Source organism: Streptomyces violens (genome assembly GCF_000717745.1).
Taxonomy (GTDB): domain Bacteria; phylum Actinomycetota; class Actinomycetes; order Streptomycetales; family Streptomycetaceae; genus Streptomyces; species Streptomyces violens.
Genome location: NZ_JOBH01000003.1, coordinates 144,164 through 167,906, shown reverse-complemented (window position 1 = coordinate 167,906; position 23,743 = coordinate 144,164). Strand labels below are relative to the sequence as shown.

Genomic DNA, 23,743 nt, shown 5'->3' with positions numbered 1-23,743 from the left:
GGGAGGACCGGAATATGTGGTCACCGACGTCCGTCATGTGGGGGGCGGGCGTCGGCTTCACTAGCCTCACCGGTCACTGTGACACCACACCTACGGATACGTAACGCAATGATTAAGGCCCCGAGCAGCCGCTGTGTCGCCACACTGGAGGGGACCACGCGGGGCACCGCCCCGCCGTTGCCCGCCGAGGAGGCCGCCCATGGCCCGTTCCGCGATCGATGTCCTCGACTCCGCCGTGCGGGAGCTGACCCCCGCAGCCGACGCCAATCCCCTCGTACCGGCCATCGCCGCAGGTGAGGCGCCGCGCGAGGTCTTCGCCGCGCTCGCCCTGGAGCAGCACCACATCATCGCCTCGGACCGGCGCAGCTTCCGCCACCTCGCCGGCCGGGCCGCCGCCGAGCCACCGCTCGCGGCGTTCTTCACCTTCCTCGCCGACGGCGAGGGCATCGCGCTCGAGCACGTCCGCACCCTCGCCGCGGCCTGCGGCCTGACGGAGAAGGAGACCGCGGCGTACGAACCGCGACCGGGCTGCCAGGCATACCCGGCGTACGCGGCCTGGCTCGCCCTCGGCGCCGAGCCCGCCGATGCCGTACTGGCCCTCGCCGCCAACTTCGCCGCCTGGGGCGACTACTGCCGCGCCGTCGGCCAGGCCATGCGCCACCGCTACGGCTTCACCGACGAGGCCTGCGCCTTCTTCGACTTCTTCGCCACCCCACCCCCACAACTGACCGACCGCACCCTGACAGCCCTCCAACACGGCCTGGACTCCAGCACGCTGGACCTCCCACTGGCCCACCGGTACGGCCGGCATCTGCAGGCGTACGAGCTGATGTTCTGGGAGACGCTGGCATAAGGGCGGGGCGCGGCAGAGCCAGTGGCCCGCCGCGCCCCGTGCGTCAGTCCCTACGTCAGTCCCGTACGTCAGTCCCGTACGAGCAGCTCGCCGACCGGCTCGCTCAGGTTGCCCGCGTCGTTGATCTTCTGGCCGCGGAGCCAGGTGGAGCGGACCACGCCGTGCAGGGTCTTGCCCGCGTACGCCGTGATCTTGTTGCGGTGCTGGAGGGCTGCCGGGTCGACCGTGAAGGTCTCGTCCGGGGCGAGGACCGCGAAGTCGGCGTCGCGGCCCGGGGCGATGGCGCCCTTCCGGTCGAGGCCGACCAGGGCGGCGGGGGCCGCCGCCATCCAGCGGACCACGTCCTCCAGGGAGTGGCCGCGGGCGCGGGCCGCCGTCCAGATCGCGGGGAGGCCGAGCTGGAGGGAGGAGATGCCGCCCCAGGCGTTGCCGAAGTCCGGGGTCTTCAGGTCGGTGGTGGAGGGCGAGTGGTCGGAGACGATGCAGTCGATCGTGCCGTCGGCCAGGCCCTGCCACAGCGCGTCCTGGTTCGCGGACTCGCGGATCGGCGGGCAGCACTTGAACTCCGTCGCGCCGTCCGGGATCTCCTCGGCGGTGAGCGTGAGGAAGTGCGGGCAGGTCTCGACCGTGAGCTTGACGCCCTCCGCCTTCGCTGCCGCGATCAGCGGCAGTGCGTCGGAGGAGGAGAGGTGGAGGACGTGGACGCGGGCGTCGAGGCGCTTCGCCAGGGTGATCAGGCCGGCGATCGCGTCGTTCTCGGAGACGCGCGGGCGGGAGGCCAGGAAGTCGGCGTACTTGGGGCCGCTGACGGGCGGCGCGCTCTCCAGGTGGCCCGGGTCCTCCGCGTGCACGATGAGCAGGCCGTCGAAGCCGGCGATCTCGCCCAGCGCCGCGGCCAGTTGCTCCTGGTCGAGCTGCGGGAACTCGTCCACGCCGGAGGGCGACAGGAAGCACTTGAAGCCGAAGACGCCGGCGTCGTACAGCGGCCGCAGGTCCTTGACGTTGCCCGGGATGGCACCGCCCCAGAAGCCCACGTCGATGTGCGCCTTGGACCGGGCGACGTCACGCTTGATGTCGAGGTTCTCGGCCGTGGTGGTCGGCGGGAGGCTGTTGAGCGGCATGTCCACGAGGGTGGTGATGCCGCCGGCCGCGGCCGCGCGGGTGGCGGTCCAGAAGCCCTCCCACTCCGTCCGGCCCGGGTCGTTGACGTGGACGTGGGTGTCGACGAGCCCGGGGAGGAGGACGTCGTCGCCGAAGTCCTCGACCCGCGCCCCGGCGGGGGGCTCGGCGTCGTGCGGCAGTACCTCGACGATCCTGCCGTCCCTGACCGTGACGGACGCCGCGCGCGTCCCCTCCGGAGTGATGACCCGCGTGGAGCGGAGCACCAGCTGTACGTCGGACACCCGGTCCCCTTTCTTCTTGCTCGGCGCGAGTGCGGATTTCCGCACTGCGAAATTCAACTTTCTGTTGAAGAGTCTTCACTTCGGGCGGCGGCCCGTCAAGACCCTTCAGGAGCCTCCGGCGGCGGTCATCAGACGTCAGATGCCTGACGTCTCCGCGGAAAAATTCGCGTCACCGCTGCGATGCCTGCTGCGACGCCTGGCCGCTGATCGGCCAGCCGCCGATCCGCTTGGGGCGCGGTGCGGCGAAGCTGCGTACCGTACTCGTGGTGAGCCCCAGGCCGACCACGGCCTCGGCGAACTTCACGGCCGCCGCGACGCCGTCGACGACCGGCACGCCCAGCTCGGCCGCGACCTTCTCCTGCAGCCCGGCCATCCCGCCGCAGCCCAGGCAGATCACCTCGGCGCCCTCGCGGACGAGTTCGCGGGCCGTCTCGACGATGATCCGCTCGGTCCGCCGCGCGTCCTCCTCCAGCTCCAGCACGCCGAGGCCGGTGCCGCGGATGCCGGCGCAGCGCTGCAGCAGGCCCGCGGTCAGCAGCCGGTCACTGATCTGCGGCACGGCACGGTCGAGGGTGGTGACGACGCCGTAGGAGTGGCCGAGCATCATCGCCATCTGGGCGGCGCTCTCGGTGATGTCCAGGACGGGTACGTCCAGGAGCTCCTGGGCACCCTCCCGGCCCGGCTCGCCGAACCCGGCCATGACCAGGGCGTCGAAGGGGGTGTCGAGGGTGGTGAGCCGGTCCAGTACGGCCGCGGCACTGAGGTACCCCTCGAAGTGACCCTCGATCGACTCCGGGCCCCAGAGCGGTTCGGTGGCGATGATCTCGGTGCCGGGGGCCGCCACGGCGGTGGCGGTGGCGCGGATCGATGCGGTCATGGAGGCCGTGGTGTTCGGATTCATGACGAGAATGCGCATGACGCTCCAGGAAGCCGGAGGCTTCGGCCGGGAAGCGCGACGGGGCGGCCCGGGGTGGACACGGGCCCGGCAGCGGGGGCTCCGAGGGGGGCGGCCCGGCGCTTCGGTGAATTGGAGGATTCCACAGAATGGGCAGTAGCTTTCGCGTTGCAGAACGTAGCTTTGCCCACTAGGGCCGTCAAGGGATTCTCGCGAGTAACCCCGGTCGACCCTGGTCGTCCCTCGTGTTCACCGCCAAACGGGGGCTGACCGGCGGGAACGACTGTGCGATAGACAGTGTGTCGACAGGATGGGACCGGTAGGCTGCTCCGGTCGGACGCGGAATTCCCCTCTGCACGCGCCGGGCCCGACACCACCTGATCCGAAAGGAACGCGACGTGCCGTCGTCCAGCGCCAGCACTTCCGACGCAGCCAAGCCCGCAGCCGCGAGCGGCGGCGTCCAGTCTCTCGAGCGCGCCTTCGACCTGCTCGAACGGATGGCAGATGCCGGCGGCGAAGTGGGTCTCAGCGAGCTGTCGGCCAGCAGCGGACTGCCGCTGCCGACCATCCACCGCTTGATGCGCACGCTCGTGGCCTGCGGTTACGTACGCCAGCAGCCCAACCGCCGGTACGCGCTCGGCCCCCGCCTGATCCGCCTCGGCGAGAGCGCCGCGCGGCTGCTGGGCACCTGGGCCCGCCCCTACCTCGCCCGGCTGGTCGAGGAGACCGGCGAGACGGCGAACATGGCGCTGCTGGACGGCGACGAGATCGTGTACGTGGCGCAGGTGCCGTCCCGGCACGCGGTGCGCATGTTCACCGAGGTCGGCCGGCGGGTGCTGCCGCACACCACGGGCGTGGGCAAGGCGCTGCTGGCGGGCCACCCGCCGGAGGAGGTCCGCGCGCTGCTGGGCCGTACGGGCATGCCGGCCGCGACCGAGAAGACGATCACCGAGCCGGACGCCTTCCTGGCGGCCCTCGAAGAGGTCGGCCGGCAGGGCTTCGCGGTGGACGACAACGAGCAGGAGATCGGCGTGCGCTGCATCGCCGTGCCGGTCCCGGACTCCCCGACCGCCGCGGCCATCTCGATCTCCGGCCCGACCGGCCGGGTCACCGAGGCCGCCACGGACAAGATCGTGCCGGTCCTCCAGGAGGTCGCCCGCGAGCTGTCGGTGGCGCTGGCGAACCAGAACCCGGCGTAGCGGAGCCAGTGGCCGCGTAGCGGAGCACGGGGCGTCGCAGAGATACGAGGCGGGGCGCGGGGCTAATTCCCCCGCGCCCCGCCTCGTACGTCTGACGGACTCGTCCTGCTGTGGAATCAGCCGCGCGGCATGTCACCGAAGAGGTCGATGACCTTGCGTACCTCGGTGAGCGTCGGCGACAGCGCGCTGACCGAGCCCACCGCTCCCGCGATCAGCAGCAGGGAGCGGCGCAGCCGCGGCACTTCCGGCGTGCCGCCGCTCACCATGGCGTCCAGCGCGGCCAGTTCCTCCTCGGCGACGCCCCGGTCGGGCAGCTCCGCCGGGTAACCGGCCAGCTCGCGGCGGAGCCTGGCGACGGCCACGCGCAGCGCTTCGACCCGCGGGTCGTCCTCGACCCCGGTCTCCTGCCTCGCCCTCTGCCTCTGCCACTGCTCCACAACGACGGCACCCTCCACGGCCGTTGGTTCGCACCGCACCTCATCGCCCCCTCACCCGGCCCCGCTCCATCGGGAAGCCGCGGATCAGTTAACGCCACGGTGCGCTATTCGCGCCATACGGAGAGCGAAATTCAGTTGGACCCTTCACCAGCCGGCACATGACGCCCGACCGGCCCGTCCGGCGCTCCACCCGGGTCCGGCGCCCCCGCGGCCGGGAGCGTCACGACCGTGACCGGCGCCGTTCGCCTCGTGCCCGCGGACAAATCTGTCGCAGAATCGCCGTCGCTCCGGATGTCGTTTGACTTCCGGCCCGCGCCCGTGGTGCGCCGGGCGCACTGTCCGGTACGTACGACGGTATGTGCTGCGATGCGCCGTGATGCGGTAAGCAGGCCCCATGACCGACCCCATGACCGGCCCCATGACGGCCTCCGGCGCGGACGCGCACCCCACCACTCCCCCGGCCACCCCGCCCACGGAGGCCGGGCGGCCCCCCGTCGCCGGCCTGCTGCTCGCGGCCGGCGGCGGGCGGCGGCTGGGCGGGCGCCCCAAGGCGCTGCTGGACTTCCGCGGCCGGCCGCTGGTCGAGAACGCCGCGCGGGTGCTGCGGGAGGGCGGCTGCGGCCCGGTGCACATCGTGCTGGGCGCGGCGGCGGACACGGTACGCGCGCGGGCCGAGCTGTCCGGGTACGCGGTCACCGAGAACCCGGACTGGGCGCAGGGCATGGGCAGCTCGCTCCGGGCGGGTCTCGCCTCGCTGGCCGGTACGGGCGCGGGCGCCGTACTGGTCTCCCTCGTCGACCAGCCGGGCATCGGGTCCGCGGCGGTGGCCCGGCTGGTGGCGGCGTACGAGGCGGGCGCGGATCTGGCGGCGGCGGTGTACGAGGGGCGGCGCGGGCACCCGGTCCTTTTCGGCGCGGAACGCTGGGCCGCGGTCGCGGCGGGCGCGACGGGCGACCGGGGCGCACGGGACTATCTCGCGGCGCACGCGGACGCCCTCACGCTCGTCGAGTGCGCGGACGTGGCCGAGCCGTACGACATCGACACACCGGCCGACCTGCCCCGGCTCGGCACCGCTGGACGGGGGCCCGGACGGTAATGGAGCGTGACCACGATGGCACTCAGCGCCATTCGATCACCTCATCTGTCGATCAAAAGAATCTCGACGTCAACAAACCATTGAACTTCCGCCATAAGGAAACTACTCTCCACTGGTCAGAAGCGCCCTGAACCCCAGACGGCGCCCGCGACCGTATCTCGGAGCCCTCGGCACCCAGTGCCGCCAGGGCGCCCCGGCGGCCGTCAAGGCACCGCTGCTGAATGGAGTGACAGCCCATGTCCGCACCAGCGCCGTCCCCGCTGGCCATCGTCGAAGTCGGCCCCGACAAGGTCCCTGCGCGTCAGGGCGAGGTCCTCACCGAGGCCGCCCTGGCCTTTGTGGCTGAGCTGCACCGCCGGTTCACCCCCCGCCGCGACGAACTCCTCGCCCGCCGCGACGAGCGCCGCGCGGAGATCGCCCGCACCAGCACCCTGGACTTCCTTCCCGAGACCGCGCACATCCGCGCGGACGACTCCTGGAAGGTCGCCGAGGCCCCCGCGGCCCTCAACGACCGCCGGGTGGAGATCACCGGTCCCACCGACCGGAAGATGACCATCAACGCGCTCAACTCGGGCGCGAAGGTCTGGCTCGCCGACTTCGAGGACGCCTCCGCTCCCACCTGGGAGAACGTCGTCCTCGGCCAGCTCAACCTGATCGACGCGTACGAGCGCCGGATCGACTTCACCGACGAGCGCAGCGGCAAGTCGTACGCGCTCAAGCCCGCCGAGGAGCTCGCGACCGTCGTGATGCGCCCCCGCGGCTGGCACCTCGACGAGCGCCACCTCCAGCTCGACGGTAAGCCCGTGCCCGGTGCCCTCGTCGACTTCGGCCTCTACTTCTTCCACAACGCAAAGCGTCTCCTCGACCTTGGCAAGGGCCCGTACTTCTACCTGCCCAAGACGGAGTCGCACCTGGAGGCCCGCCTCTGGAACGAGATCTTCGTCTTCGCGCAGGACTACGTCGGCGTGCCGCAGGGCACCATCCGCGCCACGGTCCTCATCGAGACGATCACCGCGGCGTACGAGATGGAGGAGATCCTCTACGAGCTCCGCGACCACGCCTCCGGCCTGAACGCCGGCCGCTGGGACTACCTCTTCTCGATCGTGAAGAACTTCCGTGACGGCGGCGCCAAGTTCGTCCTCCCGGACCGCAACGCGGTCACGATGACGGCCCCGTTCATGCGCGCGTACACCGAACTCCTCGTCCGTACGTGCCACAAGCGCGGCGCGCACGCGATCGGCGGCATGGCGGCCTTCATTCCGAACCGCCGGGACCCCGAGGCCAACGAGAAGGCGCTCGCCAAGGTCAAGAACGACAAGGACCGCGAGGCCGGCGACGGCTTCGACGGCTCCTGGGTCGCCCACCCCGACCTGGTCCCGATCGCCCGCGCCTCCTTCGACGCGGTCCTCGGCGAGGCGCCGAACCAGAAGGAGCGCCTCCGCGAGGACGTCTCCGTCTCCGCCGCCGACCTGATCGCCATCGACTCCCTCGACGCCAAGCCCACCTACCAGGGCCTGGTCGACGCGGTCCAGGTCGGCACCCGCTACATCGAGGCCTGGCTGCGCGGCCTCGGCGCCGTCGCCATCTTCGGCCTGATGGAGGACGCGGCCACCGCGGAGATCTCCCGCTCCCAGATCTGGCAGTGGGTCGACGCGGGCGTCGTCTTCGAGGAGCCCGGCCACGAGGGCGAAAAGGTCACCGCCGACCTGGTCCGCCGCATCGCCGACGAGGAACTGGCCGCCATCCGCAAGGAGGTGGGCGAGGAAGCCTTCACCACCGGCAAGTGGCAGCAGGCCCACGACCTCCTCCTCCAGGTCTCCCTCGACACCAACTACGCCGCCTTCCTCACCCTCCCGGCGTACGAACTCCTGGACTGACCAGGTCCGTCCCCGGGCGCGGCCACTGTCTGTCGCGCCCGGGGCCTCCCGCCCTGTCGGGTCATGCCTTCGGCCTGGCCGCCGGCTCCGCCGCTCGGCCGTCCCAGACATGCCAAGCGGGCACCCTGACTCCGGACGGCAGCAAAGCCGTCCGGAGCAGCTGCAGCCGCAGGTGACGTGCCGGGTCGTGGCCGTCACCGGCGGACCACCCGTGGTCCAGGCGGAGGTTGAACCGGTCGTCGTTCCGTCGCACCGCGAGGTCGAACGGATAACCGTCCGCCGTTCCTTCGCGGTCGAGCAGGGCATCTGGCGCAGCCTCTGCGAGGAGTTCCTGGAGCCGGTCCGTCACCAGCACCCGTTCCTCATCCTGTTCCACGGCCCCGTACGGCAGTGAGGGCTCACCCGACGCAGCCGCGAGCAGGGCACGAGGCATTCCACTGCGCTCCGTCCAGAAGCCCTGATCGCCGAACACGATCAAATGTGAGCGGGCGCGGGTGATGGCCACATTCCACAGATTCACCTCGCGGCACAGCCAGTTCACCGATCGAGGCGCCATCTGCTCACCGGCGACAAGGGACAAGAGCATGACGTTCTGCTGGCCCCCCTGGAAGGTGTGCACTGTGCCCACGCGAACGCGCGGCTCGTCCGCCAGGAGTCCCGTGATCAGTTCCTTCTGAGCCCGGAAGGGAGTGACGACGCCAATGGTCGACTCACCCGGCAAGTTCTTCAGCAGCCACTCGACCGATTTGCGGACCTGGTCCGCCTCCTCGCTGTTGATCCAGGAGCCGTTCCGCCCGCGCATAGCGACACCGCTCACATGACGCCAGCGGACGGCCTCAATCCCGTCAAGGCTCTGCAGCCCCTCCGGATCGGTGAGCACCGTCAGGCGTCCCCCGTAGCAATGCTGGTTCGAGACCCCGACGATGTCGGGATGGCACCGGAAGTGCTCGTCCAGCAGCAGCGGCCGGCCTGCGGCGTGCGCCGCCGCGTGGAACGAGGAGTACTGACGATGCTCCAGACGGTGCTCGTCCAGCCAGCTGGCCCTCACCCCCGCCGCCTTGCGTGCCTGCGCCTCCTGCTGCGGCTGCATCCGCGTGATCGGAGGCAACTGCATCGGGTCCCCGATCACGAGCGCTTGACGGGCGCGGAACAACAGCGGCAGCACGTCCATCGTGGAGCACTGCGTCGCCTCGTCCACGATCACCAGGTCGAAGAGTCCGGCACGATCCCTGAAACGCGGCCTGACGGACCTCGTGGTGACGGCCCACCCCGGTACGTAGGGCAGCACGCGGTCGAGCGTCGCCCATTCACGCGGCGACCGCTGCAGTACCGCCTCGATCCGGTCCGCGATGAGCCCCCGCCCGGCTGCAGCCTGCTCCGGCACCAAGGCCTGGAGAAGTCCGACCGCTGCTTCCTGCGCAGACTGATCGGCAGCACGTAGTCCGGCAAGCAACTGGCCGTCGTCCGGTTCGGCTTCGGCCTCGCGCGTGAGCCGCAGCCAGTCGGTCTGATCCTGCACGAAGGCAACGAGGCGCGCGAAGCCGTCCTTGTCCTGGGCTTCTACGGGCAACGGGCCCAGCTTGCGCAGCGCGCGCCTGCGTCGCAGCGCTCCGAAGAGCCATGCCCGTGCTGCCCTGCGCGCCGTACGCTGCCAACGGGCGAGCTGCTCGTCGTCCCCCAGCCCTCCGACCAGCGCCGGCACATCGCACTTCTGCCGATCGGCGTAGGCATGACGCCTTCGACCGAGATCGGCCAGTGTCCGCTCACGCCGTGCCACCGCCGCAAGGCTCCGCCGCTCGTCGTCCCGTGCCCGCTGCCGGTTGCGCACCTCCCCACGCTGCATAGCGGATGACCCGACCGGCGGAGCGCTGCGAGCGAGCTGCTGCAGGCTGGACAGCTCGGCCTCGATATTGTTGCGCTCGCCCGAGGGACTGCCGGTGCGTACGACCAGCCCCGGCATGAGCTCTTCGCATCGCTCCCAGACCTCGTCGACCGCCTTGTTGTTGGTCGATGCGACCAGGACGGTCTTCCCGGCCGCCCTCGCCGTGGCCACCGTATTGACGATGAGCTGTGTCTTGCCGGTGCCGGGCGGGCCCGTGGCCACTGTGAGCCGACGAGTCAGTGCCGCTCTGATGACGGCTTCCTGGCCTTCATTCAGCGGTAGCGGCGACACGATCTGTACGTCCCGCTCGGCATCGTCATCCGGTTGGCTTCCTTCGGCGAGAGCGCCCAAGGCAGTGCCCGCGAATCCGCCGATCTGGCTGCGCATCGTGGCGTAGTCCTTGGCGAGCCGCCGCGCAGCGGGCGAATCCGCGCGTACGGCATACACAAGGGCAAGGTTGCGCGCTCCCTCGTGAGCGGACCGCAACGAGTCCCCGCTCCCCAGTGCACCGGGGTCGAGGTGTTCGGTGTCCGACAGGTTCAGTTGCTGGAGCAGAGCACGGAGTTCACGCATCATGTCGTCCCGGAAACCGGGCCGCCACCCCGGCTGGAAACCCGACAAGAGGTCCAGCCCCTCGTCCCTGCCGAGCCGTTCCAGTACCAGTGCCGGGTGTGGCACGACCGGGCCACTGGGCACGACAGTGTCACAGCCCCGTTCGTCCTGGGTGACCTCGATCTGCTGCATCACCAGTGGGGCGCATTTCTGCTGACGCCCCTCGAAGACGACAACCGTCGGGTAGCCGTACCAGAGATCGGCTCCGTCCTTGCGTGCCTGCTCGGCGAGTTCCGCAATGGGCTGCGGCGCGGGCACGGAGGTCGTCTCCCCCGACAGCAGTACTTCCTTACCGGCGGGCCACAGCGCGCGGGGCGGGTCAGCACCGTTCAGGGCCAGCATGTCGTCATTGCTGGCTTCGTAGTGCAGGCAGTTCAGGTAGTACGTGAGGAGCCGCTCCCAGTCGGCGGCGTCGAACGCCGTGTCGTCGTGCTCCGTCGCGGCTTCCTTGGCCGGCGGCAGGGGCGCCACGCCAGGACTGTCCGCCGACGCGGGGCCAGTGGTGGGCAGCGGTTCGAGCCTCGGCACCTGCTTCCCGACAGCGGAGCGTGCGAGATACACATCTCCTGTCACATGCAGACTGGACTTGGTCGGTGTCTGGCGCCTGCCGTCGGGAGCGTCTTTCATCGCGCGGCTGACATACCGGAAGAGGTCGTCCGCCGACACCATGCCGTCGCTGTCGGTGTCCGCGCGCCCCGAGTGAAGGCCGTCCACCATCGCCTTGGTGAACTGGGACGGCTGATCAACCGCCGCGGTGTAAGCCGCCTCCCACTGCTGAGAAGCGGTAAGGACATAAACACCGCTGGCCTCGATGACGGGCACCGCGCGTTCCTCGGTCGGGCCCTTGCTCCGGAAGCCCTGTACCGCCCGGCCACTGAAGCAGCAGTCCAGGACCAGTACCTTCCGGCGTGCCGCACATGCCTCCAGCTGCTCCGTGAGATACGCGGCGGAAACGCCCGTCTGCGGCAACCGGTCCGCTCGTGTGTCCGCGGCGACGAAGTAGAGCTGACCGTCCTCCTGGTCGTACGCACCGTGGCCGCTGAGGTAGACGACGACCAGTTCGTCCGGTTCCCGGTCGTTCAGAAACCTCTCGACTTCCTGCCGGACAACAGTCTTGGTCGAGTCCTCGACCCGCTCGCACTTTTCGTAACGTCCGACGGCCGGTAGTTCGAGTACCTGGCTCAGGAAGTGAACGTCAGCGCGGACGGAGGGTAACGCGGGGTAGGTCTCGTCCTCGTACAGGGCAGTACCGATGAGCAGAGCGTGATTCCGGCTCACCGGGCCTCTCCACGCGACGCGTCTCCGTCGGGGCGGTCCTGATCGCGGAGTTTCTTGAGCTCGCGGCCGGAGACACCACCCCGCAGTTCCAGCACCGTACCGTCGGGGTGCTCGATCCGGGCCCCTCGGCTCTTGCGGACCTCCACCCATCCCTTGATGGCCGTCCGCACTACGCCGAGAGCGCCTCCCGCGACGAGGAGCACTACCTCTGGGCTGAGCAACGGTCCCTTCGCGCCGTCCGTGGCCTGCCCGGCCCCGGCGGCATGGGCGAAGCGAGCGTCCACGCCGTCCAGCTGCCGCAGCAGGTCACGCAGCTCCCGTGCCTCCCGCTCCGCGTGGCTGGGATCCGCACCTGTCACCTCTACCCGCAGCATGTCGTCCGCGTGGGCCATCTGCTCCAACCCCCTCTGTTCTCAGCCACTTTGGCAATGACCATGTCGAATGATCACTGTATTGCCCGAGACCACGTCGGGTCGTCCGTATGGGGCGATGCAGCTTGGGCGGCATTCGGAAGAAGGCAATGGCAAGCCGGCGGGCCGGGACACCCCACGCGTCCCTGCCCGCCGGTGATCCGGTGCCCGTCGGTGCGGGTCAGTGTGCCGGTGCGGGCTCCTCCGTTGGCGTGCCGGCTCGCTTGCCCAGGTGGTTGAAGACCAGGTTCAGGGTGACGGCCAGGAGGCAGCCGGTGGAGATGCCGGAGCCGAGGACGATCTGGGCCCAGGAGGGGAAGGCGTTGTAGAAGCCGTCCGAGAGAGCCGGGGCGAGGCCCGCGCCCAGGGTGATGACGACGATCAGGGCGTTGTCGCCGCGGTGCAGGTCGGCCTGGAGCAGGGTCTGGATGCCGCTGACGGCGATGGAGCCGAAGAGGAAGAGGCTGACGGCGGCCAGTACCGGCATGGGGACGACCGAGATCAGGGCGGCGGCGGCCGGGCTGAGGCCGATCAGGACGAGGAGGCCGCCGCTCAGGGCGACGACGAAGCGGCTGCGGACGTTGGAGATCACGACCAGGCCGATGTTCTGCGCGAACGCGCTGGCGTGGAAGGCGTTGAAGAGCGGGCTGAGCGCGGAGCCGAGGCTGTCGGCGCGCAGGCCGCGGGCGATGGTCTTCTCGTCGACTTCCTTGTCGACGATCTTGCCCAGGGCGATCATGTCGGCGGTCGATTCCGTGAGGATCACCAGCATGACGACGCACATGGAGATGATCGCGGGGACGGAGAACTGGGGCGCGCCGAAGTGGAGTGGGGTCGGGATGCCGAACAGGGCCGCGTCGTCGAGCTTGGAGAAGTCGGCGAGGCCCATCGGGATCGCGAGCAGCGTGCCGAAGAGCATCGCGAAGAGCATGCTGATCTGCTTCAGGAAGCCGCGGGTGAAGCGCTGGAGGAGCAGCATCACCAGGATCGTGGCGGCGGCCAGGGCGATGTTCTCGGGGTGCGGGGTGCCGGTCGACGAGCCGTCCACGATCCAGTCGTACGCGACGGGGATCAGTGAGACGCCGATGAGGAGGATGACCGAGCCGGTGACGACCGGCGGGAAGAAGCGCACCAGGCGGGAGAAGTAGGAGCTCACCAGGAAGCCGAAGAGGCTGGAGACGATGATGGCGCCGAAGACGACGGGCATGCCTGCCTTTACGCCGCCCTGAGTGGTGAGGATCGTCAGCATCACGCCGACGCCCGCGAAGGAGACGCCGTTGACGAACGGCAGCTTGGAACCGATGAAGTTGCCGATGCCGAGGGTCTGGAGGAGGGTGGCGATGCCGGCCATGAGGAGGCTGCCGCCCATGAGGACCGCGGTGTCGGCGGCGGACATCTTCGCCGCGACCGCGACCACGAGCGGTACGGAGACGGCACCGGCGTACATCGAGGCGACATGCTGCAGGCTCGCGACGAGCATGCGGCCCGCGGGCAGCACCTCGTCGACGGGGTGAACGGCGGCGGCGTCGGCCGCGGGTGGTGCGGGGGCGTCGGACGGGACGCGGGCAGAACTCATGGGTGGCGCTTCTTCCGTCTCGTAACGGGATGCGGCCGGCCCCGCCCTGGGCTCCGTACGGTACGGAGCGGCCACGGCAGGACCGGCCTCAAGACTGGAAAGTAACTTCCGTCATGCGCTGGGCGGCACGACGTTACGTCAGTGCACCCCGGCAGCGGAAGACCCTTCTGCCGACCTCTGCGCCGGAATTCCTTCCTCCAGATGCCCTTCCGTCCCCTGCTGTTCACCTTCACGGCCTGCGCGAAGGTGGTTGAAGAGCAGGTTGAGGACGATGGCGACGAGACAGCCCGTGGAGATGCCGGAGTCCAGGACGACCAGCAGATCCTTGGGGAAATTGTGGTAGAACTCGGGCGCCGCGATCGGTATCAGGCCGATGCCGACGGCCGCCGCGACGATCAGCGCGTTCTCCCCCTTCTCCAGCGCCGCCGTCGACAGCGTCTGGATGCCGCTGGCGGCGACCGAACCGAAGAGCACGATGCCCGCGCCGCCCAGTACCGGCAGCGGTACGAGCGAGATGACGGACGCGGCGATCGGGCAGAGGCCGAGGACGATCAGGATCAGACCGCCGGCCGCCACGACGAAGCGGCTGCGTACCTTGGTCATCGCGACCAGGCCGATGTTCTGCGCGAACGCGCTGCACGCGAAGCCGTTGAAGAGCGGGCTGATCGCGGTGCCGAGGGTGTCGGCGCGCAGGCCGCCCTCGATGGTGCGCTCATCGGCGGGCCGGCCGACGATCTTCCCGAGCGCCAGCATGTCGGCGGTCGACTCGGTCATGCAGACCAGCATCACGATGCACATCGAGATGATCGCGGCGATGTCGAACTGCGGGGCGCCGAAGTGGAAGGGCGTCGGGAAGCCGACGATGTCGGCCTTGGTGATCACACTGAAGTCGGTGATGCCGACCGGTATCGCGATGAGCGTGCCGGCGATCAGGCCCAGGAGGATGGAGATCTGCTGGAGGAAGCCGCGCAAGGTGCGCCGGAGTACCAGCACGATCACGAACGTCAGCGCCGCCATACCGATGTTGGTCAGCGAACCGTAGTCCGGCGCCGCCGCGTTGCCGCCCTGGGACCAGTTGAAGGCCACCGGGAGGAGCGAGACGCCGATCAGGGTGATCACGGTGCCGGTGACGACCGGCGGGAAGAAGCGGACCAGCTTGGAGAAGTACGGGGCGAGGACGAAGCCCAGTACACCGGCGACGATCACCGCGCCGAAGATGATCGGCAGCGCGTTCTCGGGGCTCTGCGCTTTGCCGATGGCGACCATCGGGGTGACGCCCGCGAACGAGACGCCGTTGACGAACGGCAGCTTCGCGCCGATCTTCCAGAAGCCGAGGGTCTGCAGCAGGGTGGCGATGCCAGCGGTGAAGAGGCTGGCGCCCATCAGGAATGCCGTCTCGGTCGCGCTCAGCCCGCAGGCCGGCCCGACGATCATCGGCGGGGCCACCACGCCCGCGTACATCGCGGCCACGTGCTGCAGGCCGCTGGTGAACATTTTGAAAGGCGGAAGGGTCTCGTCGACCGGATGCTTCCGGTCCCCCTCCACTTGCTGCCCGGGTGTTGCGGCCACTGCGGGCCTCCTTCGATTTCTGTGCCACCGGGCCGGTGGCACGAGCCTGTCACGGAGGGACTGCCATGTGATGCCGTGCGGGTGCGAGTGCGGTTGCGGGTGCTGCTGTGCGCTTATGGCGCGCGTGGAGGGGTGGTGCGTGGTGACGCGGAGAGCGGGTGAGGTACCGGCCCGGGGACGCGGGTTCTTGCCCGCGTCCCCGGGGCACGGCGCTTGTGGATCCCGCTCGGATCCACAAGCTCAGCCGGGGGCCGTCCCCCCCGGCCGAGTCTTGAGGTGTGCCGTACGGGCCGGCCTTTACTGGTCGGCCGTACGGGAGGTGCGTACCGCTGAGGGTCAGCCCTCGGCGGCGATGCGGGCGAGCCGCTGGGACTCGGCGCGCGCGGTACGTGCGATGGCGTCCTCGTCGACGGTGACGAGGCGGTTGTCCTCGACCACCGGCGCGCCGTTGACCAGCGAGAGGGTCACCGGGGCCGCCGCGCCGAAGACCAGCGCGGTGACCGGGTCGGCGATGGTGGAGTGGCCGAGGCCGTCCAGCTTCCACAGCACCAGGTCGGCGAGCTTGCCGGCCTCCACCGAGCCGATCTGGCCGGCCCGGCCGAGCACCTCTGCGCCGCCGTACGTGCCCAGGCGCAGCGCCTGACGGGCATTCAGGGCGGCCTCGCGGTGCGGGCCGAGGCGGTTGATGAGCAGCGCGTTGCGCAGTTCGGTGTGCAGCTCGCCGGACTCGTTGGAGGCGGTGCCGTCCACGCCGAGGCCGACCGGGACGCCGGCCGCGAGCATGTCCGGTACCCGGGCGATGCCGGCCGCGAGGCGCGCGTTGGACGACGGGCAGTGCGCGACGCCCGTACGGGTACGGGCGAACGCCGCGATGTCCGAGTCGTTCATGTGGACGCAGTGCGCCATCCACACGTCCTCACCGAGCCAGCCGGTGGACTCGAAGTAGTCCGTCGGGCCCATGCCGAACAGCTCGTGGCAGAACTTCTCCTCCTCCACGGTCTCGCTGCCGTGGGTGTGGAGGCGTACTCCCTTGCGGCGGGCCAGTTCGGCGCCCTGCTTGAGGAGGTCGGTGGTGACCGAGAACGGCGAGCACGGCGCGACGGCGATCTGCGTCATCGCGTCGAAGGAGGCGTCGTGGTGCCGGTCGATGGTCTCCTCGGTGGCCGCGAGCGCGCCCTCCAGGGACTCCACCGCGAAGTCCGGCGGCAGCCCGCCGTCCGACTCGCCGCGGTCCATCGAACCGCGGGCGAGGGTGAAGCGTACGCCCATGTCGGACGCGGCCTTGATGATGGCGCCCGAGAGGTCGCCGGAGCCGCGCGGGTAGACGTAGTGGTGGTCCATGGCGGTGGTGACACCGCCGCGGGCCATCATCGCCAGCGAACCCTGCGCGGCCGCCGCCGCCATCGGCTCGTCGATGCGGGCCCAGGTGGGGTAGAGCGCGACCAGCCAGTTGAAGAGGTTGTGGTCGGTCGCGAGGCCGCGGGTGATCCACTGGTAGAAGTGGTGGTGCGTGTTGACCAGGCCGGGGGTGAGCAGGTGGCCGGTGCCGTCGATACGGCGTACGACACCTTCCAGGCCCTCGGGCGCGGGTCCCGCGCCCACCGACTCGATCCGGTTGCCGGCGATGACGACGTGTCCGCTCGCGTACTCGGTGTCGTCCGCGTCGACGGTCGCGATCGCGCAGTTCTCGATGATGATGCGCGCGACCGCGCTGTCAGGGGTTGCCGGTGCTGCCATGGGGTCTTCCTTCACTCTGTCGCTGACTGGGCACGGCAGGACCCTAGGGAATTTGAGTGCCGGAGCCGGACGACGCAGCTGACAGGACTGCCGCCGGTGGGGTGCTCCGGGTGCCGAGATGGTGGAAGAACAGGTTGAGCAGGACCGCGACCAGCGCGCCGGCGCTGATGCCGGAGCCGAGGACGGTCTGTGCCCAGGCCGGGAAGTCCGCGTAGAACGTCGGCGCGGCGAGCGGGATGATGCCGGCGCCCAGCGAGACGGCCACGAGGATGATGTTGGAGCTGTCGTCCAGGCCCGCTTCGGAGAGCGTGCGGATGCCGCTGACCGCGATGGAGCCGAAGAGGACGATGCCGGCGCCGCCGAGCACGGGCATCGGGACCAGCGAGACGACCGCGCCGAGCACGGGGAAGGCGCCGAGCACGATGAGGGCGCCGCCCGCGACGGCGACGACGTAGCGGCTGCGTACCTTCGTGAGCGAGACGACGCCGACGTTCTGCGCGAAGGCGCTGGTGGGGAAGCCGCCGAAGATCGGTCCGATGAGCGTCGCGATGCCGTCCGTGCGCAGACCACGGGTGATGGTCCTGCCGGTGCACTCGCGGTCGCAGATCTCGCCGAGTGCCAGCATCCCGGCCGAGGACTCGGTCATCAGGACGAGCATGACGATGCACAGCGAGAGGATCGCGGCGGGCTGGAACTCGGGCGGACCGAAGGCGAAGGGGGTGGGCAGCGCGGCGATGGGCGCCTCGCGGATCGAGGAGAAGTCCGCCAGACCGAAGGGGATCGCGGCGAGGGTGCCGATGACCAGGCCGAGGAGGAGGGCGATCTGCTTGATGAAGCCCTGAAAGAAGCGCTGGATGAGCAGGATGACGACGAGCGTGAAGCCGGCCAGTGCCAGGTACTTCATGTCGCCGTGGTCGGCGGCGTTGGCGTCGCCGCCCTGCGCCCAGCCGACCGGTACGGGCATCAGCGTCACCCCGATGAGGGTGATCACGACGCCGGTGACCAGCGGCGGGAAGAACCTCAGCAGCTTGCCGAAGAAGGGGCCGACGGCGAGGCAGAAGACGCCGGCGACCATGACCGCGCCGTAGATCGCGGGCAGTTGGTGCCCTTTGGAGGTGATCTCCGCGATGGCGAGCATGGGCGTGATGCCCGCCGAGGAGGCGGCGTTCACGAACGGCAGCCGGTTACCGGCGAACTTCCGTATCCCCAGGGTCTGCAGAAGGGTGGCGAGCCCGGCGATGAGGAGGCTCGCGGCGATCAGCCGGGTCTGGCCGGCCGAGTCCAGGTGGGCGGCCTGGCCGATGATGAGCGGAGGGGTGACCACGCCGGCGTACATGGCGGCGATGTGCTGGAGGGCGGCGGGGACGAGCCGCTTGGGACCCAGCTTCTCGTCCACCGGGTGGACGTCGGTTTCGGGGTGGTGCTCAACGTGCGATTGCTGTGCCATGGGTCGTTCCCCTCAGGATTCGCGGCCCCCTCCCGCCGTGCGGGAGAACGGGAGGGGGATACGAGGCACTTTCGCGGCGTGGGAGAGCCGTCAGAGGTTGGTCATGTCCACCGGGATGCGCGCGTCGACACCGTCGCGCAGGATGGTGGCCTCGATGAGCCCGTACGGGCGGTCCGCCGCGTAGTAGACGGCTCCGTCCTTGGCCTCGTTGTCGAGGCCGAAGGGCGAGAGGTCCTGGCGGAAGTGGTGCTTGTTCGGCGCCGAGAAGCGGATCTCGTCTATCTCGCTGCGGTTGTTGATGACCCGCGAACCCATTTGGTACAGGGTCTGCTGCAGGGAGAGCGAGTAGGTCTCGACGAAGGCGTTGAGGATGTGCTTCTTGACCTGGTCGTAGGACCGCTCCCAGCTGGGCATCCGCTGTTCGTCGGACGTCCAGTTGTGCCGCCACCAGGTGGACAGCGAGGTGGCGAGGATACGGTCGTAGTCCTCCTGCAGCGTCGTGTACTTGTCCTTGATGTAGCCCCAGAACTCGGAGTTCGTGGAGTTCATCACGGTCAGGTCCTTGAGGCCCGAGAGGATCTCGAACTTCTCGCCGTCGTACGTGATCTGCGCGAGGCGGGTCTCCTGGCCCTTGCGGACGAAGGAGTGCTTGACCTCGTCGGCGCCGATGAACTTGGAGTTGGCGTCGGAGCCGGCGATGCGCTCCCAGGTGTACTCCTCGATGCGGATGCGCGCCCGGTGGATGGACGGCTGGCTGTCGACGAAGTGCCGGGCGAGGTGGATGCCGTACTGCTCGGCGGACTCGATGCCGTATTCCTTGGCGAACGCGAAGCAGGTGTTCTTCGTCGTGTCCGTGGGCAGGCAGTTGGCGTTGGAGCCGGAGAGGTGGACCTCCTCCAGGTCGCCGGAGAGGGCGACGGAGACGTTGAGGTCCTTGATGTGGTGCGTGTCGCCGTCCCGGGTGATCTTTACGACCCGGTTTTCCGCCTTGCCGTACTGGTTCTGGCCGAGAATCGTGGGCATGTCGGTGCTAGCTCCCTCGGTATACGGAGTAGCCGAACGGGTTGAGCAGCAGCGGTACGTGGTAGTGCTCGCCCGGCTTGACGGCAAAGGTGATTGCCACCTCCGGGAAGAAGGCTCCGCTGTCCCGTAGCGCGGGGGCGTCCTGCTGTTCCTCGGCTTGCTTTATCGAACTGTGCTGGCCCGCAAGGAAGTACGCCTCCGTCTCGAAGTCGAGACGTACGTGCGTGGTGCCCGCCGGCAGGGCCGGCAGGTCCTTGCAGCGCCCGTCCGCGTCCGTCTTGGACGCGCCGTGCGCGGTCCATGCCCCGTCGCTGCCGGAGCGCACCGAGAGCGTGAGGGCCACGCCCTCTGCGGGGCGGCCGACGCTGGTGTCCAGGATGTGCGTGGACACCGACGTCTGATCGGCAGCCGTGTCGCTGCTCATGCTGCGTCTCCTTCTGCGAGGCGGGTCAGGCGGATGCGGTTGATCTTGACGAGCTCCCCACGCACGATCTCTCGTTCGTGTTCCGGCGCGTTGTCGATCCGGTTACGGACCGCGTCCCTCATCTGCTCGGCGGTCAGGCCGGTGGCGCAGATGAGGAAGACGTGCCCGAAGCGCTCCTGGTAGGCCAGGTTCAGTTCGAGCATCTCGGCCTTGAGCTCGTCGGAGGCCCCCGCCATCCCGCGCTGCTCGCGGGAGGAGGTGGGGTCGCCCGGCTTGGGGCGGCCGATCGGCGGGTGCCCCGCCATCGCCTCGGCCAGGTCGTCCGCCGTCAGCTCGGCCATGGCTGCGTCGCTGGCGGCGAAGAGGGCCTCGGTGTCGGCGTACGGGCGCTGCGCGAGGATCTTGCTCCCCCACGCCTCGCTGGCACACACCTCGTGCAGCGCGGCCTGGGCCTCGCTGACATCGGCGGCATTGAACCGGGTGAGCCCCGGAGTCGTACTCGAAGACACGGGAAGCCTCCGTGGCTGCGTCGTGCTGTGCGTTGGACGGGCTGGGCATAGCTAAGTCTGCGGACAACACCACGTCAACACTTTGTTGAAAACTCGGCAACACGAAAGCCGCCGCTCCGGAAACCCGGAACGACGGCTTGTGGCGGTTTGCCGCGAGGTAAGGGACGGGAGCCGGTCAGCGCCCGGCCTTGGCCCCGTTCTCCCTGTTCAGGTAGTTGTAGACGGTGAATCTACTGACGCCGAGCGCGCTCGCGACCGTCTCCACGCCATGCCGTACGGAGAAGGCGCCGCGGGTCTCCAGGATGCGCACGACCGACTGTTTGGTCCTGCGGTCCAGCTCGGCGAGCGGGCGGCCGTGCCGGCGCTCCAGGTCCGCCAGCAGGTGATCCAGGGAGTCGGAGAGATGCGGCAGCCGTACGGCCACCCGGTCCTCGCCCTCCCAGGTCAGTACGACGTCGTCCCCCTGCGCCAGATCGGGCGCGACCATCTCCCCGCCCATCGCGTCCACCAGCGGCTTCACCGCTTGGACGAACGGGTGGTCGGCAGGCTCGGTCACCGCTCGGCCTCCTTGGCGTCCTGGCCGTCCCGGCCGTCCGGTATCACGTTGACCTGGAGCGAGACGCGGGTGGCGCCGGCCGCCAGGGATTGCCGCAGCAGCGCGTCCACCGCGGTGAGCACCCGCTCCGCGTCCCCCTCGGCGGTATTGCCGAACGGGCCGACGTCGACCGCGTCCAGCTCGCCGCCCGTGACGACCTCACGGGCCACCACCGCGTGGTCCGGTGCCTCGTCCAGGTCGAACGGTTCCGTCGTGAACTCCACTCTCAATCGCACACCGTCAACCTACTGCCGACGTCGGCCCGGCCACCAGAATCGACCGCACGGGACCCCTTGACAGCCCTCCTACCCCGCGGGCACTCTTCCAATACGCAGAAAGAAAGTTTCGCAATACGGAAGGCGCTTACGCAGCATGGGCTTCACCGACACGCGCTTCGACGTCAATCTGTCGATCCTCTTCACCGAGCTCCCGCTGCTGGAGCGCCCCGCCGCCGCGGCCGCCGCCGGCTTCACCGCGGTCGAGCTGTGGTGGCCGTGGGTCGACGCGCCGGTGCCCGAGCAGTCCGAGCTGGACGCGCTGCGGGACGCGCTGAACGACGCCGGCACCCAGCTCGTCGGCCTGAACTTCTACGCCGGGCAGCTGCCGGGCCCCGACCGCGGCGCCCTCTCCCTGCCCGGCGAGGAATCCGAGAAGTTCCGCGCCAACGTACCGGTCGCGGTGGAGTTCGCCCGCACGATGGGCTGCACGGCGCTGAACGCGCTGTACGGCAACCGCATCGAGGGCGTCGACCCGGCCCTCCAGGACGAGGTGGCCCTCGCCAACCTCACCTACGCCGCCCGCGCCGCCGACTCCATCGGCGCGACGCTGCTGATCGAGGCGCTGAACCAGCCCGAGTCGCCGCTCTGCCCGATCGTCTCCGCCCCCAAGGCCATCGAGATCGTCGACAAGGTCAACGCGGCCACCGGGCTCGGCAACGCCAAGTTCCTGATGGACCTGTACCACCTGGCCATGAACGGCGAGGACCTCAACGAGGTCATCGAGTCCTGCACCGAGAAGACCGGGCACGTGCAGATCGCCGACAACCCCGGACGCGGCGCGCCCGGCACCGGCCACCTGGACTTCACCGACCTGATCAACCGCCTGAAGAAGGCCGGTTACGACGGCTGGGTGGGCCTGGAGTACAAGCCCGGCGACCGCCCCAGCGCCGGTGCCTTCGAGTGGCTGCCCGCCCCGCTGCGCGCCGCCGGCCGGCACTGAGCCCGGACGACTGACGGACGGGCCGGGGGGGAGCGACCGATGCCGAGGATGACCGCTGAAGCGGCGGCCGCACGGATCGTCCGGGACGAGGGCGGCGACACCGCCTTCGGCTGCCCGGACGCGCCCGGCGGCCCGCTGCACGCGGCGCTCGCGGCCGTCGGCACCGCTCTCCCGACCGCACGCCACGCGCAGTCCGCGGCGCACATGGCCGACGGCTGGGCCCGCGCGAGCGGGCGCACCGGGGTGGTCGTCGCGGGCGCGGCATCAGGGCCGGGGCTGGTCCCCGGGCTGCACGCCGCACACGCCGACGGCGTACCGCTGGTCTGCCTCGCCGCGGGGCCCGGTGAGCCGGTACGTGCGGTGACCAAGCAGGTCTTACCGGCCGCCTCCGCCGCCCGCCTGCCGTGGGCGCTGCGCGAGGCGTTCCGTACGGCCCGGGAGGGCCGACCCGGACCGGTGCTGGTGGAACTGCCCGCCGACACCGGGGCGGAGATCGCATACGATCCGGCGGTCGACGCGCCACTGCCCGTACGGAGCGGCGCACCGCATCCGGCGCAGGTCGCGGCCGCGCTGGAGCTGCTGCTGGCAGCGCGCCGGCCGCTGCTGCTGGCGGGCGGCGGAGTGACCGCGGCCGACGCCGGTGCCGCGCTCCGCGCGCTGGCCGGCCGGCTGCGGGTGCCGTTCGCCGACACCCCTGGCGGCCGCGGCTGCGCGGGGGACGGTGCTGAGCTGTACGCCGGTACCGTCGGGCGCCCTCCCGGGGACCAGGCCCTCGGTGCGGCGGACTGCGTGCTGGCGGTCGGCACCGGGCGGGCCGCCGGGCTCCTCTCGGGGGTGCCCACGGTGATTCAGGTGGACGCCGAACCGTCGGCGATCTGCGGGTACGGCACGGCCGGCCTGGGAATCGTCGCGGATGCGCGGCTCTTCCTGAAGGCGCTGCACGACGCGGCGTCCGGTACGGAGCGGGAGTGCGCCTCCTGGACCAGGCCCGCAGGGGCCGCGGTCCGGGCGCCCGCCCCGGGCGGCGCTCCGGTCCCGGCCGGCCGGGTCCACGCGGAGCTCGATGCGGTCTTCGGCACGGACGCCTGCTTCGTCCTCACGGAGGAGGTGTACGGCGAGTGGGGCGGCGCGCTGCTCCCGGTCGGCGGGCCACGGCGGCTGCTGCTCGGCGGCCGCGGCGGGCCGCCGGGCTGGGCGGTCCCCGCGGCGCTCGGTGCCCAACTCGCGCTGGCCGCTGCCGCGCCGGACGCCGTACTGGTCGGTCTCGGCACGGGGCCCGGACTCCCGCCGCTGGCCGAGGAGTTGGCGGTCGCGGCGGAGTGCTCGGTGCCGTACGTGCAGTTACTGCTCGGCCGGGACGAGCGCGGCCCGGACGCCGTGCGCCTGGCCGAGGCGTACGACTGCTCCGGCTGCCGGGTCACGGCTCAGGAAGGGCTGCGCTCGGCGCTGGAGTGGGCCCGCAAGGAGGCCGTCTCCACGCGGCGCCCGGTCCTGGTGGACGTGCTGGCCAGGCCCGACGCATAACAGCACACACAGACTTCCGGCGGCGGCGCCGACACCTGTCCTGTCGCGCCCAGGTGCCGCCGCCGGGACCCTTTTCCGGCCGCTCGTTGCGGTGGTAGAAGGACACGAGCAAGTTTTCAACAAACTGTTGACGTTTGGTTGGAGCCCTCCATACGCTCCAACATGCGGAAGTCGGCTTC

General features: G+C 70.2%; 20 protein-coding genes. 6 read left to right on the top strand and 14 right to left on the bottom strand.

From position 1 onward, the window contains the following. The first annotated feature begins 199 nt into the window (after window positions 1-199). On the top strand, window positions 200-853 hold the full coding sequence (locus tag IF04_RS0107335) for a thiaminase II/PqqC family protein (protein ID WP_030252629.1): 654 nt from the start codon (window positions 200-202) through the stop codon (window positions 851-853). 68 nt (window positions 854-921) lie between these two features. On the opposite strand, the gene allB is transcribed toward IF04_RS0107335, so the two are convergent. Then, entirely contained in the window at window positions 922-2,256 is a 1,335-nt protein-coding gene (gene allB / locus IF04_RS0107330; RefSeq protein WP_030252627.1) for an allantoinase AllB, read from the bottom strand. A gap of 169 nt (window positions 2,257-2,425) precedes the next feature. After that, window positions 2,426-3,172 carry an aspartate/glutamate racemase family protein gene (locus IF04_RS0107325; RefSeq protein WP_030252625.1) on the bottom strand — a complete coding sequence of 249 codons (747 nt, stop codon included), beginning with the start codon at window positions 3,170-3,172 and terminating at the stop codon, window positions 2,426-2,428. A gap of 377 nt (window positions 3,173-3,549) precedes the next feature. Between IF04_RS0107325 and IF04_RS0107320 the strand changes: the two genes are divergently transcribed. Then, window positions 3,550-4,350, top strand: coding sequence for an IclR family transcriptional regulator (locus IF04_RS0107320; protein ID WP_030252623.1), 801 nt, complete (start codon window positions 3,550-3,552; stop codon window positions 4,348-4,350). Window positions 4,351-4,466: 116 nt separating this feature from the next. Here IF04_RS0107320 and IF04_RS0107315 read toward each other — a convergent pair whose 3' ends face one another. Beyond that, window positions 4,467-4,787 carry a DUF5955 family protein gene (locus IF04_RS0107315; RefSeq protein ID WP_106975566.1) on the bottom strand — a complete coding sequence of 107 codons (321 nt, stop codon included), beginning with the start codon at window positions 4,785-4,787 and terminating at the stop codon, window positions 4,467-4,469. Window positions 4,788-5,289: 502 nt separating this feature from the next. Here IF04_RS0107315 and IF04_RS0107310 point away from each other — a divergent pair. Both IF04_RS0107310 and aceB read left to right on the top strand, forming a co-directional pair. Continuing rightward, window positions 5,290-5,883 (top strand): nucleotidyltransferase family protein, encoded by a 594-nt coding sequence (locus IF04_RS0107310; protein WP_030252617.1) that lies wholly within the window; start codon window positions 5,290-5,292, stop codon window positions 5,881-5,883. Between the two features lie 236 nt (window positions 5,884-6,119). After that, the gene (gene aceB / locus IF04_RS0107305) at window positions 6,120-7,760 is read left to right on the top strand and encodes a malate synthase A (RefSeq protein ID WP_030252614.1); all 1,641 of its coding nucleotides are present in this window, start codon (window positions 6,120-6,122) and stop codon (window positions 7,758-7,760) included. Window positions 7,761-7,821: 61 nt separating this feature from the next. Here the strand turns inward: aceB and IF04_RS0107300 are convergent, their stop codons facing one another. The 11 genes from IF04_RS0107300 to IF04_RS0107250 all read right to left on the bottom strand — a co-directional run bounded on the left by IF04_RS0107300 (window position 7,822) and on the right by IF04_RS0107250 (window position 21,058). Beyond that, complete coding sequence (locus IF04_RS0107300; RefSeq protein ID WP_030252612.1) at window positions 7,822-11,532, bottom strand: caspase, EACC1-associated type; 3,711 nt, start codon at window positions 11,530-11,532, stop codon at window positions 7,822-7,824. Continuing rightward, on the bottom strand, window positions 11,529-11,924 hold the full coding sequence (locus IF04_RS39025; RefSeq protein ID WP_169746117.1) for an effector-associated constant component EACC1: 396 nt from the start codon (window positions 11,922-11,924) through the stop codon (window positions 11,529-11,531). The genes IF04_RS0107300 and IF04_RS39025 overlap by 4 nt, the downstream gene beginning before the upstream one ends. Window positions 11,925-12,123: 199 nt before the next feature. Continuing rightward, entirely contained in the window at window positions 12,124-13,518 is a 1,395-nt protein-coding gene (locus tag IF04_RS0107290; protein ID WP_051830821.1) for a nucleobase:cation symporter-2 family protein, read from the bottom strand. A gap of 138 nt (window positions 13,519-13,656) precedes the next feature. Further along, on the bottom strand, window positions 13,657-15,087 hold the full coding sequence (locus IF04_RS0107285; RefSeq protein WP_037958602.1) for a nucleobase:cation symporter-2 family protein: 1,431 nt from the start codon (window positions 15,085-15,087) through the stop codon (window positions 13,657-13,659). A 336-nt stretch (window positions 15,088-15,423) separates the two neighbouring features. Further along, window positions 15,424-16,824 carry an 8-oxoguanine deaminase gene (locus IF04_RS0107280; RefSeq protein ID WP_030252603.1) on the bottom strand — a complete coding sequence of 467 codons (1,401 nt, stop codon included), beginning with the start codon at window positions 16,822-16,824 and terminating at the stop codon, window positions 15,424-15,426. Between the two features lie 43 nt (window positions 16,825-16,867). Beyond that, window positions 16,868-18,271, bottom strand: coding sequence for a nucleobase:cation symporter-2 family protein (locus IF04_RS0107275; protein ID WP_030252601.1), 1,404 nt, complete (start codon window positions 18,269-18,271; stop codon window positions 16,868-16,870). A gap of 90 nt (window positions 18,272-18,361) precedes the next feature. After that, the gene (gene pucL, locus IF04_RS0107270) at window positions 18,362-19,294 is read right to left on the bottom strand and encodes a factor-independent urate hydroxylase (protein ID WP_030252599.1); all 933 of its coding nucleotides are present in this window, start codon (window positions 19,292-19,294) and stop codon (window positions 18,362-18,364) included. 7 nt (window positions 19,295-19,301) lie between these two features. Beyond that, window positions 19,302-19,718, bottom strand: a complete 417-nt coding sequence (gene uraH, locus IF04_RS0107265) for a hydroxyisourate hydrolase (RefSeq protein WP_030252597.1) — start codon at window positions 19,716-19,718, stop codon at window positions 19,302-19,304. Further along, the gene (gene uraD, locus IF04_RS0107260; RefSeq protein ID WP_030252595.1) at window positions 19,715-20,227 is read right to left on the bottom strand and encodes a 2-oxo-4-hydroxy-4-carboxy-5-ureidoimidazoline decarboxylase; all 513 of its coding nucleotides are present in this window, start codon (window positions 20,225-20,227) and stop codon (window positions 19,715-19,717) included. The genes uraH and uraD overlap by 4 nt, the downstream gene beginning before the upstream one ends. Before the next feature lie 175 nt (window positions 20,228-20,402). Beyond that, the gene (locus IF04_RS0107255; protein ID WP_030252592.1) at window positions 20,403-20,783 is read right to left on the bottom strand and encodes a helix-turn-helix domain-containing protein; all 381 of its coding nucleotides are present in this window, start codon (window positions 20,781-20,783) and stop codon (window positions 20,403-20,405) included. After that, window positions 20,780-21,058, bottom strand: coding sequence for a hypothetical protein (locus tag IF04_RS0107250; protein WP_078599943.1), 279 nt, complete (start codon window positions 21,056-21,058; stop codon window positions 20,780-20,782). The genes IF04_RS0107255 and IF04_RS0107250 overlap by 4 nt, the downstream gene beginning before the upstream one ends. 136 nt (window positions 21,059-21,194) lie before the next feature. Here IF04_RS0107250 and IF04_RS0107245 point away from each other — a divergent pair, with 136 nt between their 5' ends. Both IF04_RS0107245 and IF04_RS0107240 read left to right on the top strand, forming a co-directional pair. Further along, window positions 21,195-22,040: a TIM barrel protein gene (locus tag IF04_RS0107245; RefSeq protein WP_030252587.1), complete on the top strand. Its 846-nt coding sequence runs from the start codon at window positions 21,195-21,197 to the stop codon at window positions 22,038-22,040. Between the two features lie 39 nt (window positions 22,041-22,079). Further along, on the top strand, window positions 22,080-23,564 hold the full coding sequence (locus IF04_RS0107240) for a thiamine pyrophosphate-binding protein (protein ID WP_030252585.1): 1,485 nt from the start codon (window positions 22,080-22,082) through the stop codon (window positions 23,562-23,564). Window positions 23,565-23,743 lie beyond the last annotated feature (179 nt).